Origin of the sequence: Providencia sp. PROV116 (assembly GCF_028482485.1) — a bacterium.
GTDB classification, from domain to species: domain Bacteria; phylum Pseudomonadota; class Gammaproteobacteria; order Enterobacterales; family Enterobacteriaceae; genus Providencia; species Providencia rettgeri.
In genome coordinates this window covers 1-14,637 of the sequence record NZ_JAMPQO010000017.1, presented here as the reverse complement: position 1 = coordinate 14,637, position 14,637 = coordinate 1, and the positions used below count along the sequence as shown (strand labels likewise).

Sequence of the window (14,637 nt, the reverse complement as noted above, 5' to 3'; positions counted from 1 at the left end):
AACTAAAAATTCAATCCTTCTAATTTCTCATTATTATCAAATAAAAAAATCGCTTTTTCTTTGACGCTTTTTGTTTTCTCTTTCTCACCTAATTCATTTAAAACAAGGATCCAAGAAAAATAAACATTAAGATCTGGGCAAGAACGCGAATAGTTTTCTGCCCAAGATGAAAACAAATTCAAATAATAAGGGTTTTGTGTCTCGTTATAGCGTAATAAATACCCCATATTGAGATCTAATTTGTAACGGTCATCGATTAAATAGTATTTCCATTCACTATAATCAGGCTCATTCATTGAAAGAAGATACTGCTGTCCTGTTTTTTCTATATATGTTAAATATTGCTGTGTTTGCAAAGTAAAATACAATAACCCCATGGATAACAAACCACCTAACGCAATAATTGTTTTCGAAAAATACCCTACAAACTTATTCAATGAATATTTTTTAGTTGGAACATCGGCACAACGTATTAACAATATCAATACCACACCATGAGGTATGGATAGCCACAATGGAAACTCTGTCATCATATGAAAAACAATTGGTAACGCAATAACTAAAAAAACATAATTGTTATTTTTATTTTTTAATGAAGAATAAAGTAGATGCACACCACCAATAATAACTAACAATATTGCCGCAATACCAACTAACCCACCTTCAACCATCCAACGCAATATCTCATTGTGTGGATGTGAAATAACCTTTTCACTGGTTCCTAGCAAACCACCACCAAAACGCTCTAAAAATACAGATTCAAAACTACCAACCCCAGAGCCAAATAAAATATTTTCGCTAAATAAATATAAACTATGTTGCCATAGCACCCATCTAATATGTGATGTTTGTAATTTACTTTCAGAAAAGTCAGAAATATTAAAACTAACTTTTATTCCATAGCCAATAATAAGACCGATAACAATCGCTATTAAAGAGTAAACAATATATTGACGATGATACTTTGCGAAAAAATAAAAAACAATAACAATTAATAATAAATTTAAATATCCAGTTAATGATTGGGACAATGGCAATACCATGCTCATTAAAATGAGACTCACAATGATAATGGCAAACGCATACCGTGTGACAGTTCTCATTAAAATAAACATGCCTATTGCACTGGCAATACCAACACAAATAAAACTAGAAAGAACATTAACTTGTTGGAATACACCATATGGCCTATCCCCTGATATCGGAAAAAAATTAAAAACCTGTGCTATTGAATATAGACTCTCAATAATAGCAGCAAATAATACACTGCAAACAATTATTTTCAATACAGTTTCTGAAATATTTATTTGCAATAAAGCTTGATAAAAAAACAACGCCCCCAATAACCAATACGCAGTCAAGTACGCATTAAGCTGGTAATTTTCTGGCGAAAAAAAACACAAGCCTAATAATAAGACTAACCCAATCGTAATATAATTACTCGACTTAGAATAGTATAAGGTTAAATTTTTAATTTGTGTAATACTAATCATCACAATAAAAAAAGCAATAAAAAAACCACTAATTATATTGAATGGCAATGACAAACCTGTTCCGCCCATATTCGGCAGATAAATATGCGATATAATGCCAAAAAATATAATGACAAAACCTAAAAGAACCCATGGATAACTTTCTTTTTTATTATCTTTAATTTTGATTGCAAACATCATGTTTCATTCGTTATTGATAATTTAATGTATAGTATGCAGTACTATAAAAATTCCCATAGGTAATCGTTTCGTTAATTCTCGCTTCTGGCTCAGCTTCGACATAAGCCTTGAATTGAATTTCCGTATCATTTTTTGCCAAATTTTGCGCTAATGATGGCGTATTCAATTCTATGGGTGTTTCATTTAAGTTTAATAACCCAATACCGATTCCGCTTGCCTCACTTTGGTCACTAATCGCAAGATGGTCAGGAAGATTTTTATTTTCAATTCCATTAAAAGTCACTGTCACCGATTTAAATATGGTCGTATTACAATTCGTTAAATGGATTGAGAAAATTAAAGGTTTCGACTTACCTTCTTTATAAAGGTCTTTAACCGAAATTTGTTGAAAATCAACAGGGACCTTCTCACTTCCCGGCGCTATCTGACATGGCGTAGCAACAACCATGCCTCTGAATGAATAGCTTCCCATATTACTCGGGATCACACTTGCACTCACCGACCCTGAGATTAGTAAATATAAGCCAATCGACAATAAATATTTATTACGCTTTATCTGATTATTATTTCGCATGATCGGCCTCATTGGAATTCAGCAAGAATTGTCCCGGTACTTGTAAATTCACCTTCTTCCACGCTGCTACCAGGCGCAGCTATTGGCGCAGCCGTTAAGTTCCAAGTGCCTTGGTTATTGATAAAATTAGGCACTTGATAAGCTTGGTTCGGTCTTACCAAGGTTCCGGTCAAATTATCAGTCACCACAATGCCAAGATTTGTGCGTTTCACACCGTTCTTTAACGTACCGAAATAATCAGGGTTAAAATCCGCGCTGCCTGACGCTCCTGGCAACAATGACAGCTTAATATTTAAATCACCTGTCGTAAAACTGCCACCGGTACATTTAACTGGGATCTTAAAGGGCTGAGCATAATTAGTGCCATTTAACTGTTCACTCGTGTTTGCCACATCAAGAAAATTAATATCTATTGGGTTGCCTTCATTAATCGTACACTCATCAGCAACCGTGATAATTCCTGCCCCTAAAACGACTCGAGTTGATGGAATTGGCGCATAAGCTGTACTGCCATTCGCTGGACTGCCTTTTTTAGCAAAAACCTGCACCAGTTCCGCTTGGTTGATGGTAATGCCATTAATAATCGGTTTTTTCAGTCTAAACGTGATTGTTCCACTCGACCCTGTCCGTAGCTCGACACCATAATCACGGCTATTAACACTCGGTGGTCTACACTCTATTGGGTCAGAACCCCCATTCCACATATCCTTCACTGGAACAGTGACTTTCTGACCAACCCTTCCCCCTATTTGAATTTCAACTTTTACATCAAAATATTCATTAAGGTTCAGGTACCCCGGGTTTTGCATTGATGTAGGAATAGTTGACATTAAATCAAATGTCATTCCTGAATCAGGACCGGTATTCCCAACCCCTCCTGGATTCATGTAGCTTTGGCAGTAAATATCAAAGTAAGGCCAGTTACCCACATCAAAATTGAATACCGTTTCTGCATCCTTCTCATTAACGAGTAATTGATTATTCATTCTCGCTTCGAATGTATAAGTTCCCCCGTCCGGTATAGCGGAACCGTGAGGATAACCTAAAGCAGATAACGGCAAGACCCCTATTGTGAGTAAACCAGCCACAATAGTCATATCTTTTAGTTTTTTGTTGTTGGATACAAACATGGTTATAAATACTCCAGTTTTAGCCTAACTAATCCGCTAAAGGTTCCCGCCGAAACAGACCGTGCTGTAGATTCCAATGATGCATTAAGTGTGATGTTATTATCGCCAGGTTTGATCACCCATGAACTTGTTGGCTGGTTGACCATTAGGTTTTGATTTTCTTTACTGGAAATACGCAACCCGGCACCTCGAATATCACCTGTCACTCGCACCAGATCAGGGTTAAAAAAATCCGTATCTCCCGCAATGCTCAATGAAACAGCGCTTTCTCCCGTCAAGTAATAACGCTGCGCATTTTGAGTTGCTTCTCCGGCAGAATTCACAAATGACTTGGATGCTCCGCGTTGGCAATCTTTGAGGCGAATATTAAATGCAACAGGAGTACTTCTATCGCCAATGCGATGAAACTCTCTGGCATTGATTTCACCTAAATCGACATACTGCTCTTGTGTTTCTAATTCAAGAACACAAGGCGATGCATAGACGCTCCCTGTAAAATGCACAGTACTATGTACGTCTAGCAATGTTTGGCGGGACAGCTTTTCATCCGCAATTTCTGCAACTGCGGAAAAACTTCCTAGCCCCAATAACACGATCCCTAAGCACCTAATGTTCATATCAATACTCCTAGCGAATCTGTTGCTCTGGTGGTAACGCTTTACACGTATTTCCGCTACAACTGTATTTAAGTTCTGGATGACCACCATAATCATTCACATACATCATGGTGAAACTCTCGCCTGAACTATTGACCTTAATATCGAGATGCGATTTAGGTGCAATCATCACCCCTGGAAAATCAGTTAGTTTTTTTCCACCTTCTGCCACCGGTTTATTATTAAGGCTAATAATGGTCACAAAATAAGGGGTTGGGTTTTCAGCACGCCAATTATTTCCCTGTTTATAAAATATGACTTGGTCTTGCCAAACTGCACTTTTAGACTCAGGAATAATGGCTGTCGGCCGATAAAATAATTTAATGCGCGATTGCATCGCTAACTGTAAAACATTCGGTTTATCGGGTTTTGGCGGAACTTCGCGCACATTTAAATAAAACAGGCTTTCTCGGTCTTGGGGTAACTTATCTATCTCGGCTGTTTTTGAAACACGGGCAACCCCTTTTTGCCCACCATTAATGCGCTGTAATGGTGGCAATACAACTAATGGCGATGTGATTTTTTTCCCATTGGCATCTTCAACCCATGACTGAGCAAGAAAAGGAATACTTGAGCTGGTGTTTGATAAATTAGCACTCGCAGAATTTTCATCGCCTGTAATAATCAGTCGTGTTCTATCCAGTGAAATACCCGCATATGATTGCCCTACGCCAACCATCATAACTAGCAAACCACCTACCCATTTATTTATACGAATCGCCATTTTCTCTACCTTATAGAATACTTTTTCAAACTGTCATTACATTATTGGCAAGGCAGCAAAACTGACATACCCGAATTAATTTTTTCAGGCAGTTGAATTTTACATTGCGCTTTTCCGCCCCAAGATACCGTTAATGTTTCTTTAGGATTTACTGCCATCAAATACGCCAATCCATTTTCCATCAGCATGGCAATGTTAATGCCATCAGCGTTTGTCACATCAGCACCAAATGGAGGTACCGTATCGTTATAACGAATAGTGGCGATGAGCTTTTCACCTTCTGCAACATCAAAGCGTTGATAACCGATTGCGCCTTCTGTTAATGTCGATGTTGCTATCGCCTTATTGGTATCAACGTTATTTTTTAACTTATCGACATCAATACGCGTGTCGAAGCTGTAATAGCTGACAATATCAGGCACAACAGAAATACCGGCCCAGTTAGTTCGTGTTTTTTCATGGTTAAACGGCACGCCACCAACACCGTTGGTGTCGACCATAATTCTTGCTGTATCCGTTGTACCGGTACTGTTATGTAATGCAGCTCCATGCTTGGTAGCAGTGAAACCACCGCGCAATGTCCCGTTGATCGATGCCGTTTGTCTTTCTTGATAGCTGACATTAGTATTAACTTCAGCAAGTTGCGTCCGTTTTTGATAATATCCATCAAACCGTACGCGATCATCGCTGCTTCGACCAGCTCTAACTCGCCATAAGTTATTCATATCCCTATTGTCACTGTAAGACAGCATGTGGCTGGTCTTACTGCCACTATTTTGCAAGTCATATCCCGCCCAACGGCTATCACCAACAGGCACTGAAACCGAAAGTGAAATGCTATCGTCACGTCGACCCCGATAGTCAGAACGGTAGGCTGCAATATTGGTTGAAACACCATTGATGCCCATTAAACGAAATGTCCGACCCACAGATAAGCCATATCTATCTTGAGATGTCTGGTCCCAAAAGGTCTGATGGGTATACGTTAAGAATACTGTTGTTCTCCAATCAGGATCATCAGCCCAAAAAGTTTTATTCCCTGTTACGGTATACATCTCTTTTTGGCGGCCAATACCCAGATATTTGTTTTCACGCTCATCTAAATATTGCGACAGTGTTCTAAACTTATCCTGCGAGAAGCGGTAACCCGCAAAAGTAATCGTGCTGTTAAGTTCATCAAATGACTTTGAATAACTCAGGCGATAAGAAGAACCCGTTTGCGTGTTATCACCTGGCATTCGGCTAATGGATTGTGTGACATCCGCAGAAAGTGCCCCAAATACAGATAAATCACGGCCTAATCCAGCAGATATAGCGGTATAATCCCTACCCGCAAAAAGTAGACCACCAATGAGTGACCAGTTATTGCTCAGACCCCAAGAGAAATCTCCCGTGGCAAACATTGGCCCCTCAGGCTTATGATTAAATCGTGATGGTTTACCGACCGAAGCGTTATAACGCACATAGCCCGGACGCGTTAAATAAGGGATATTTGCCGTATCAACTTGAAAAGTCGATACCTCACCGTCATCACCTTCAACTTTGACATCTAGGGTTCCACGAATTGAACTTTGCAAATCCTGAATACTGAATGGCCCCGCAGGTACCGTCGTTTCATAAACGACACGCCCAGCTTGGGTTACAACAATTTTTGAATTGCTTTTCGCAATACCATTAATCTGTGGTGCGTATCCTCGCAAATTTGGCGGTAACATACGCTCATCACTGGCAAGGTTAAAGCCAGTGAAACGAATCGTGTCAAAAACTTGAGAATTTAAATAAATTTCACCCAGTGTCAGCTTAGCCGCCATGTGGATCAGAGGGCGATATGCATAAAACTGGTTCCAATCAAATTTTCTATCGCCACGCTCGTTATAATTAGCTTGATAATCAGCTCTAAAGCGCCACGCTCCTAAGTTAAACCCGGTTTGGCCATATGCTGACAATGAATGCTTATTCGTATGTGTCGTCAAAGAACGTGAAATTGACCCTGTCAGGTTATAATCAAATATAAGGCCTGAAACCCCTGAATCCCAACGCTCAGGCGGCACCCAACTAGGATCGGAATATTTCATCCATGCTTGTGGAATAGTGATATCCAGTTTGCCTTCATGATTATTAATTTTAACACCTGAAATAGGTAAAATATTTGAACATTCAGGAGATATGGCTTGGATTTTTTTTAACGCATCTTCTTTGAGCGCTAACATTTCAATTTGCTTAGGGGTAAAACAGACTAATGATTTTTCACTATCTTGAGGATCGGTAATATAAGTGACCTTCTGCTGCGACAATGATTGTCCATTAATATAGACATCCAATAAATAAGTTCCTGGAAATACGAAGTTATCTTTAGAGAATCGAGTTAAATCAATATTGTTACGATCACCAACATCTAATACGTCAACATTAAACTCAACAAGATCATTTGCAGACATATTTGGTGAATAGCAAAGTACTGCAATATATATTGCAAATAGTTTTTTTATATTATTTATATTTCCATTTAAAATAATCATTTTAGTTACTCAGTATTCACTCATTAGGCTAGAGATTTAGCTCAATTCTCTTTTATATGTAATTATTATTAGTTTTAGAAATAATCCATTCTAAATCGTAGAACTCCTGCGAAATCACCTGCCTTAATATGCTTTTGATAAGCAACTAAAATTGCAGTAAAATCTAATCTATTACGCCCTTCTAATAATGTGTAATCCGGCATTTTTCTATTAAGTTTAAGTATTTCACCGTGAGAGTCCCTAAATTGAATTCCAAACCCTTCTGAATCACCACTCACTTGTAAAAGTTGATCATCATTAACAGAGGTTCCCATCATGGTTATTTGCGCGCGCGATGCACTACCTTTGTCATTAGAAGGCAACGTACATCCAACAAGTTTTATAGCAAAATTCTTACTCACCAACATATTGACTTCAGGCGTGATTTCTCGGGCACTGATTTCCCCAAAATTAACCCAAAGCTCTCGGCTTTCAGGATCAATCGTGCATGAGGCTTCTATTAATTCGCCTTGCATTACAATATCACCAGGGGTGTTATTGCCGGTCATTCCCCAACTTAATAGAGGCCATAACAAACTAGAGCCTAGTGCTATTTTTGCAACCCGAATTATCATGGACAATACCATTTAGTTATTGGTAGATTTTATTAATGCGGAGTATTAAATACTCCGCATATTGATATAAAACCAATTACAAATTATTGGTAATCAATTTTGAAATTGATAGTTGAATCAAAGCTACCTGGAGTCACTGCATTAGATGCATTATCAGATTTTAAATAAGCAACGAATGGAATAGCAGTTTTACCTTCAGTTAAGTTAACTGCAGTAGAAGCTTGTCCCCAAACAACATCTTTATTTCCATTGTCTCTTAAACCAATACCAGCACCACTTGCAGTACCTGAAGTGAATGCCGCTAATGTATTATCATTAGGGTTAATAGTTGATGGTGTGTAAGTTACAGTTGCAGTTTGTGCAACAGTAGTATCACAACCTTGCAGAACGATATCTTTCTTGATATTACCTGCACGCTCACCATTTTTTAAATTAGAAACAGGGATCTGATAAAAGTTTACTTTTACAGGACTTGATTCTTCACTTAAACCACAAGCAGAATTCACTAATTCACCTGAAAATTCGATAGTACCGTTAGTAGGTGTACCTGTATAAGCTGCCATTGCTGCGAACGAAGCAAAGCCTGATGCAAATACAGCACCCATTACAAATTTATTCAATTTCATGATTATTTAATCCTGTATAATACTTGTATAATGTATGTTTCGCCATAAGAGTTGTTAATAACAACTTTAGATAAAAGTAATCATTATTTTAATTAAATTAATGATTACTTTTAATAAAGTTATCATATGAATAGGCTAAATTTATTATATTTACTAATTACACTTCACCAAAAAGATTTGATTTTTTATTGGCCGAATTAACGCCACATTTTTTTAGTGTCTTTATCTAAGATAGCAAAATAATTATTTTCATTTTTTATGGTATACTGTAATCTTTCATTATCGTATCTATCTATTACATGATTAAAAAGGTCTCTCCATGACTTATTGAATATCACTAAAATTGTATCCATCATTTCAAATGTCAGCTTTGTTTTTCCCGTTTCATATCGGGATATCTGCTGTTGGCTAATATTCAACTTTTTTGCCAAATCTTCTCCTGTTAAGTTTTGCTCTTTTCTAATTCCTCTCAAATACTGCCCTATTTCTTTATTTATCTCATTAGAAAAATAAGTCATTTAATTTAACCTTTATATTAAAAATTAATTATAGGCACCATCTGAACCATAGATACCGTCCTAAAATTTTTGATGATTATATGTCTGATTATTTATTTTGTATAATCGATAGGGCAAATTGATTACCATTAAAATCATTTATCGCTCTATTAACATAGGATAAATGTAACAGAAAATAACCACACTGAAATTTATAATATAAATAACAGCATGTTATAGACATAAAACTTCAGCCAATCACCTTTCAAATTACATTTTGATACATTTGAAAATATTAAAACATATCTTTTACTAATCAGATGTATTTTATGGTTAAATTTCAACCATAAAATACAACTTAAAAAAGTAGTATTACTCGAATTTTGAGTTTGTAAATTATTAAATATTTTTTTTAAGATTTATCTTAACTTCATTATTTACAAACACCAACAAATTAATTATAAATAATTGTAAAGTTTATCAACGAAATTATATCTCACAAAAATCATCACCCACATATAATAAATCCCGATACTACCCAAAAATAAGGATATTAATTACGCAAATAACGAGTATTTAAAAATTATATATCAATGTATAACTTTAAGCTTTAAAGAAATTCTAATGAAAACTTCTTTTAAATATTTTTATCTATAGAAAGGTGAGAGCCCTGCTAGCCACACTAAGTTTAAGATCAATTCAAAGAGTGACGATTTAACGGTTATCGTAAGAAGGGGTTGAGTAAGGTGGTAAAGTATTATCATAAAACGAAGCATAGATTTGCTTTACACTATATTGTAATGCACACCAAATGCCTAATCCTAGCAAACCGCAGTATTAGGCATTTTATAATACCAAGTAAGAATACAATTTAAGCACGCCAACCTTTATGAAGGTTTTATTCGTTGTGATTGCTGGTTCCACATGCGATACGCAAATGCACTCCCAACGGCGGCTAAATAGATAAATGGCTCAGGTGTTAAGGTTTTTAATGACAGCATGTAGTGGCAAAATGCGAGTAAAATCGTTGGGTAAAGCAGCATATGAATTCTTTTCCACCATACGCCCAAATAAAGGCGTATACGGTTGAATGAACTGACCGCCATCAACAATAAACACAACCAAGCTACCGCGCCAATCACTAAATAGAGTCGCGAAAAAATCTCTTCGAAAAATAGCGCTAAATTATTTACACCAATTTCCAGTAATAGATAGCTACTTAAATGCAGCACAGCCCAGAAAAAACACCATAATCCCAGTAATTTTCGCGTTTGAAACAATGCCGTAAATCGCAATAATTTTGCAACCAGAGGGATCAATACAATAACGACGAGCAAACGTAAAGCCGCTATTCCTGTAAAATGTTGGATATCTTTGGCGGGGTCAGCTCCAAGCTGTTGGGTATCGACTAAAAAAATCAGCCATACCAAAGGGAGCAAAGCAAGAAGATGAAAGCTCCCTTTGGTTAATCCAACAATAAACTTATTGTCTTGGGGCATCAATAATCTCTCCGCAAGTTCATTCCTTGATACAAGCTTGCCACTTGTTCACCATATCCATTAAACAACAATGTTGGTTGGCGAGTCACTTGGCCTAAGCCTCCTGCACCAATAAAACGCTCGGTGGCTTGTGACCAACGAGGATGGCTTACATCTGGATTCACATTGGCAAAAAAGCCATATTCGCTCGGTGCTGATAGGTTCCATGTAGTCTCAGGCATGTGCTCAGTAAGGCGAATTTTGACGATAGATTTAATTCCTTTAAAGCCATATTTCCATGGTACGACCAACCGGATCGGTGCTCCGTTCTGGTTGGGTAATGTTTTGCCATAAACGCCAGTCGCCAGCAAAGTCAGTGGGTTCATGGCTTCATCTAAGCGTAGCCCTTCAACATAGGGGTACGATAAGCCACCACCAATATAACGACTTTTTTGTCCTGGCATTTGTTCTGGAGCATAGCGTGTTTCAAAAGCCACATATTTGGCTTTGCTAGTGGGTTCGACTAAAGCCAATAATTTCGCTAAAGGAAAACCAACCCATGGGATGACCATCGACCAAGCTTCAACACAACGCATACGATAAATGCGCTCCTCTAAGGGAAACTTAGTGTTTATATCATCTAGATTAAGGGTCAGGGGACGATTTACTTCTCCATCAATCGTTACCGTCCACTCATCCGTCACTAAAGTATGAGCATTCTCGGCAGGATCGGATTTACCCAACCCAAATTCATAAAAATTATTATAACCAATCACTTTATCTTCAGGTGTGAGGGTTAATGATGGCTGAAACTCTTCAGGTTGAATAAATGTCAGCGGTTTTCTTGGCGTCATCGGAGGTGCTGGTGTATCGTCACTGAACCAAGAAAACAGCCCCGCATTGGCCGTCGCCGCAACGGTTAAACCAGCGGCTCCAATGCCTAATGCCTTAAGTAACTGACGACGTTTCATAAAAAAGAGGGATTCATCCGTGATTTGAGATGCGGGAATTTTAGGTAACTTTTTCATCATGCGCTCCATAGCAAAAGGGAAATGAGATCAGTTATACCGAAAGCGCAGTAAAAATGGCTGACAGTAAGATGACAAATTTGTCATCTTACTTAATTGTAGGAAATTTCAGTGTAATAGTACTGGTTCCTGTATGATGTTCAAAACTCACTGACCCGCCATGTAATTCCACTATCGCTTTCACAATCGCCAGCCCTAGCCCTGTCCCTTCTGTGGTTCGAGCATTATCCCCACGCCAAAAACGGGTGAAAATTTCATCACTGTTTTGTAGAAGTTCTCCTTGATTAGTGATTTTAATTTCCCGTTGTTGCGGAAGCGTATTAATTTGGGTAACGACACGGGTGCCCGGGTAAGAATATTTAATCGCATTGGAGACAATATTCACTAAAACTCGGCTGAGTAATACAAGGTCAGCATCAAGCGTCAGGGATGAAGGCTCGCTATACAGTTCAATCTGTTTTTCTTCTGCATAGGCAGAAAAAAGTTCATAGACATCGTTAACTAGCGTATATAAAGAAAGGTTTTCTCGATTTAAGGTAATATTTTTATTTTCAGCACGGGCAATAAACAAAGTACTTTGGATCATTTGTGACAGTTTATCGAGCTCCTCAATATTACTGACTATCATCCCTTCATATTCGCTAACACTACGCGAGCGCTGAAGGGTAATTTCATTTTGTACCCGAATCGCATTAATTGGGGTTCTCAGTTCATGCGCCAAATCATCGGCAAATTGAGTAAGTTTGACAAAATCATGCTTTAAGCGCTGGCGCATCGTGTTCATTGATTCGCCCAGCTCTTTCAATTCCTGTGGTAGCTGGTCAATATCGATTGGGTCATTTAACGCATGAACGTCTGTTTTGACCGTTATCTGGCTCAATGCTTGAATGTCAGATAATCCTTTTTTCAACAGCCATAAGCTGAGCAGCCCCATCAACAAAATTGAGAGGACAGAAATCACTACGCTTTGGGTGAGATATTGAGTCAACACGCCACTACGGTCTACAGACACTTTACCAAGTACCACATGGAGCGGTCCTTTTGGGGAATTCATCGAGAAATAAACCGCAGAAATAGGGATACCTTGAGCGGTTTGCCAATGGTTGATGGCATTAATATTTAGCTGTTCAAGTTTGACTAACTGAAGAGGTTGAGAACCCAGTAACTCGCGATTGGTGGTGACCAATATGTGCCCCGCCGCATCAGAAATTTGGATTAAGTCTTGTCGCATATCCATCATGCTTTGAAAATACATGGGAAGTGTTTTGATATCAATGCCACCAGCAATGAGTTTAGCAAGTTGCTCCGCACGGTTAACCAGTAAGTTATTATCTTGTTCAGATAATTCATTTTTGAGTGAATGATACAAAACCCATGTTACCACCCCAGCATTAGCAATCATAAGAATGATAAACAGAGAAATAAGTTTAAAACGAAGTGACTTCTTTTTCATTCTAGCGGCCTATTTAAGCGGTATCCCATCCCACGAATGGTTTCAATGAGTTTAACGTCAAATTCATCATCGATTTTTTTTCTCAATCGACGGATTGCCACATCAATAATATTCGTGTCACTTTCAAAATCGATACCCCAAACTTCGCTAGCAATTAAGGTTCTAGGTAAAATTTCATCACAATGTAGAACGAAAAACAGTAGTAAGGAAAACTCTTGCCGAGTTAAGATGATTTTCTTTCCAGCACGCTCAACATCATGGCGAGTTAAGTCAATTTTTAAATCCGCAATAGCCATGGTGGTTGAGGCTGGCTGGTTAACTTTTAATTGGTTTTTAACCCGAGCTAATAATTCAGAAAATGAAAACGGCTTAACGAGATAATCATTAGCACCCAACTCTAAGCCTTTAATTCTGTCATCAACGGCATCCCGTGCAGTGAGGCAGATAACAGGAATATTTTTAGCTGTGCGTAAGATTTTTAAAATCTCCCAGCCATTCATACCGGGCAGCATGATATCGAGGATCACCAACTGATAACTGTTTTCTAAAGCAAAATAGAGACCGTCGCGACCATCATCAGCCACATCCACAAGAAAACCTGCTTCTTCTAACCCATTTTTGACCCACCCTTGGGTTTTTAGGTGATCTTCAATTAATAGTATTCTCATGAGAACCTAACAGTGACTTTATTTGACTTAATTTCATTTCATCTTAAAGAAATTTTCAATTTAAAGATATGGGTAGGAATTTAACCATAAAATACTCAGAGAAAACATGACACTAGCTCCTTAAAAATAACTCGTAGAATGATTAATAGCTCGGTACGAAAAATGGAAATTAGCTGCTTTCATCGACGAGTACGTATTGTTTTACAAGTAAATAATCTCTTTTCTCTCACATTTATAAAGCAGAATAAAAACTGCTTAATAAAATATAAAATTTTAGTTAATTAATCTTTGATTACTGACCTGACGGATAATAAATAATTCTTTATTTTACCTATAGAATAAAAGCATTATATTTATCTAAAAAAACTAATATGTTAGGCCGATTAATTTAGATATGATTGACCTTTTTTGACTAAATGGGGAAACGTTCATGTCCACTCGTAAGTATTTAACTCAACAGGAAATATCTCGACTTTTAGCTGCTTGTCATTTGTCGCGACATCCCGAACGTAATTCTTGCTTAATTTATATGTGCTTTATACATGGTCTAAGGGCAAGCGAGGCCCTATCACTAAAATTATCTGATCTTAACTTAGAAAGTAATGAGCTTTATGTACATCGTTTAAAGAATGGTTTTTCAGTTAATCACCCACTGATTGATGAAGAGATCCCACTCATTAAAGCTTGGCTAAAAACTAGAAATACATGGAAAGGGAAAGAAAGTCAGTGGTTATTTTTATCTGAAAGAGGGACTGCCATGACTCGTCAGCGCTTTTATCAACTTTTTTCACGACTTGGTGAGCTAGCTGAGCTAACCCTAGGTATTCATCCCCACATGTTACGACATGCATGTGGTTATGCATTGGCGGATAGAGGCGCCGATACACGTCTAATTCAGGATTATTTGGGACACACGAATATACAACATACCGTACGATACACAGCAAGTAACCCAGCAAGATTTCGGGGAGTATGGTGAGATAAAGGCGTTAAAAGA

Annotated in this window: 14 protein-coding genes; 1 reads left to right on the top strand and 13 read right to left on the bottom strand. The window is 37.7% G+C overall.

Going from position 1 to position 14,637, the window contains the following annotated elements; translation table 11 throughout:
• Window positions 1-2 precede the first annotated feature (2 nt).
• From PSE72_RS12290 to PSE72_RS12230, 13 genes are all read right to left on the bottom strand, one after another.
• The gene (locus PSE72_RS12290; RefSeq protein WP_272690972.1) at window positions 3-1,670 is read right to left on the bottom strand and encodes an O-antigen ligase family protein; all 1,668 of its coding nucleotides are present in this window, start codon (window positions 1,668-1,670) and stop codon (window positions 3-5) included.
• Window positions 1,671-1,683: 13 nt separating this feature from the next.
• Window positions 1,684-2,247, bottom strand: coding sequence for a fimbrial protein (locus PSE72_RS12285; RefSeq protein ID WP_004907651.1), 564 nt, complete (start codon window positions 2,245-2,247; stop codon window positions 1,684-1,686).
• An 8-nt stretch (window positions 2,248-2,255) separates the two neighbouring features.
• Complete coding sequence (locus tag PSE72_RS12280) at window positions 2,256-3,377, bottom strand: fimbrial protein (RefSeq protein ID WP_004907648.1); 1,122 nt, start codon at window positions 3,375-3,377, stop codon at window positions 2,256-2,258.
• Window positions 3,378-3,379: 2 nt separating this feature from the next.
• Window positions 3,380-3,994, bottom strand: a complete 615-nt coding sequence (locus tag PSE72_RS12275; protein ID WP_198641705.1) for a fimbrial protein — start codon at window positions 3,992-3,994, stop codon at window positions 3,380-3,382.
• Between the two features lie 10 nt (window positions 3,995-4,004).
• Window positions 4,005-4,757 carry a fimbrial biogenesis chaperone gene (locus tag PSE72_RS12270; RefSeq protein ID WP_109912784.1) on the bottom strand — a complete coding sequence of 251 codons (753 nt, stop codon included), beginning with the start codon at window positions 4,755-4,757 and terminating at the stop codon, window positions 4,005-4,007.
• A gap of 41 nt (window positions 4,758-4,798) precedes the next feature.
• Window positions 4,799-7,276: a fimbria/pilus outer membrane usher protein gene (locus tag PSE72_RS12265; protein WP_110731616.1), complete on the bottom strand. Its 2,478-nt coding sequence runs from the start codon at window positions 7,274-7,276 to the stop codon at window positions 4,799-4,801.
• 74 nt (window positions 7,277-7,350) lie between these two features.
• Window positions 7,351-7,890 (bottom strand): fimbrial protein, encoded by a 540-nt coding sequence (locus PSE72_RS12260; RefSeq protein ID WP_004907638.1) that lies wholly within the window; start codon window positions 7,888-7,890, stop codon window positions 7,351-7,353.
• Between the two features lie 83 nt (window positions 7,891-7,973).
• On the bottom strand, window positions 7,974-8,516 hold the full coding sequence (locus tag PSE72_RS12255) for a fimbrial protein (protein ID WP_004907632.1): 543 nt from the start codon (window positions 8,514-8,516) through the stop codon (window positions 7,974-7,976).
• Window positions 8,517-8,713: 197 nt separating this feature from the next.
• Window positions 8,714-9,034, bottom strand: coding sequence for a helix-turn-helix domain-containing protein (locus PSE72_RS12250; RefSeq protein ID WP_004907630.1), 321 nt, complete (start codon window positions 9,032-9,034; stop codon window positions 8,714-8,716).
• Window positions 9,035-9,900: 866 nt separating this feature from the next.
• On the bottom strand, window positions 9,901-10,512 hold the full coding sequence (locus PSE72_RS12245; RefSeq protein WP_004907628.1) for a sulfite oxidase heme-binding subunit YedZ: 612 nt from the start codon (window positions 10,510-10,512) through the stop codon (window positions 9,901-9,903).
• Window positions 10,512-11,519, bottom strand: coding sequence for a protein-methionine-sulfoxide reductase catalytic subunit MsrP (gene msrP / locus PSE72_RS12240; protein WP_115168056.1), 1,008 nt, complete (start codon window positions 11,517-11,519; stop codon window positions 10,512-10,514). Before msrP ends, PSE72_RS12245 begins: the two co-directional genes overlap by 1 nt.
• An 88-nt stretch (window positions 11,520-11,607) precedes the next feature.
• On the bottom strand, window positions 11,608-12,972 hold the full coding sequence (locus tag PSE72_RS12235) for a heavy metal sensor histidine kinase (protein WP_217007825.1): 1,365 nt from the start codon (window positions 12,970-12,972) through the stop codon (window positions 11,608-11,610).
• The gene (locus tag PSE72_RS12230; RefSeq protein ID WP_198641707.1) at window positions 12,969-13,640 is read right to left on the bottom strand and encodes a heavy metal response regulator transcription factor; all 672 of its coding nucleotides are present in this window, start codon (window positions 13,638-13,640) and stop codon (window positions 12,969-12,971) included. The genes PSE72_RS12235 and PSE72_RS12230 overlap by 4 nt, the downstream gene beginning before the upstream one ends.
• Before the next feature lie 430 nt (window positions 13,641-14,070).
• Here PSE72_RS12230 and PSE72_RS12225 point away from each other — a divergent pair, with 430 nt between their 5' ends.
• On the top strand, window positions 14,071-14,619 hold the full coding sequence (locus PSE72_RS12225) for a tyrosine-type DNA invertase (RefSeq protein WP_004907617.1): 549 nt from the start codon (window positions 14,071-14,073) through the stop codon (window positions 14,617-14,619).
• Window positions 14,620-14,637: the final 18 nt, after the last annotated feature.

Coding starts and splice junctions, on each gene's coding strand:
- PSE72_RS12245 (WP_004907628.1), bottom strand. CDS start 10,512: ATGCCCCAAGACAATAAGTTTATTGTTGGATTAACCAAAGGGAGCTTT.
- PSE72_RS12270 (WP_109912784.1), bottom strand. CDS start 4,757: ATGGCGATTCGTATAAATAAATGGGTAGGTGGTTTGCTAGTTATGATG.
- PSE72_RS12285 (WP_004907651.1), bottom strand. CDS start 2,247: ATGCGAAATAATAATCAGATAAAGCGTAATAAATATTTATTGTCGATT.
- msrP (WP_115168056.1), bottom strand. CDS start 11,519: ATGAAAAAGTTACCTAAAATTCCCGCATCTCAAATCACGGATGAATCC.
- PSE72_RS12250 (WP_004907630.1), bottom strand. CDS start 9,034: ATGACTTATTTTTCTAATGAGATAAATAAAGAAATAGGGCAGTATTTG.
- PSE72_RS12280 (WP_004907648.1), bottom strand. CDS start 3,377: ATGTTTGTATCCAACAACAAAAAACTAAAAGATATGACTATTGTGGCT.
- PSE72_RS12235 (WP_217007825.1), bottom strand. CDS start 12,972: ATGAAAAAGAAGTCACTTCGTTTTAAACTTATTTCTCTGTTTATCATT.
- PSE72_RS12225 (WP_004907617.1), top strand. CDS start 14,071: ATGTCCACTCGTAAGTATTTAACTCAACAGGAAATATCTCGACTTTTA.
- PSE72_RS12290 (WP_272690972.1), bottom strand. CDS start 1,670: ATGTTTGCAATCAAAATTAAAGATAATAAAAAAGAAAGTTATCCATGG.
- PSE72_RS12265 (WP_110731616.1), bottom strand. CDS start 7,276: ATGATTATTTTAAATGGAAATATAAATAATATAAAAAAACTATTTGCA.
- PSE72_RS12260 (WP_004907638.1), bottom strand. CDS start 7,890: ATGATAATTCGGGTTGCAAAAATAGCACTAGGCTCTAGTTTGTTATGG.
- PSE72_RS12255 (WP_004907632.1), bottom strand. CDS start 8,516: ATGAAATTGAATAAATTTGTAATGGGTGCTGTATTTGCATCAGGCTTT.
- PSE72_RS12230 (WP_198641707.1), bottom strand. CDS start 13,640: ATGAGAATACTATTAATTGAAGATCACCTAAAAACCCAAGGGTGGGTC.
- PSE72_RS12275 (WP_198641705.1), bottom strand. CDS start 3,994: ATGAACATTAGGTGCTTAGGGATCGTGTTATTGGGGCTAGGAAGTTTT.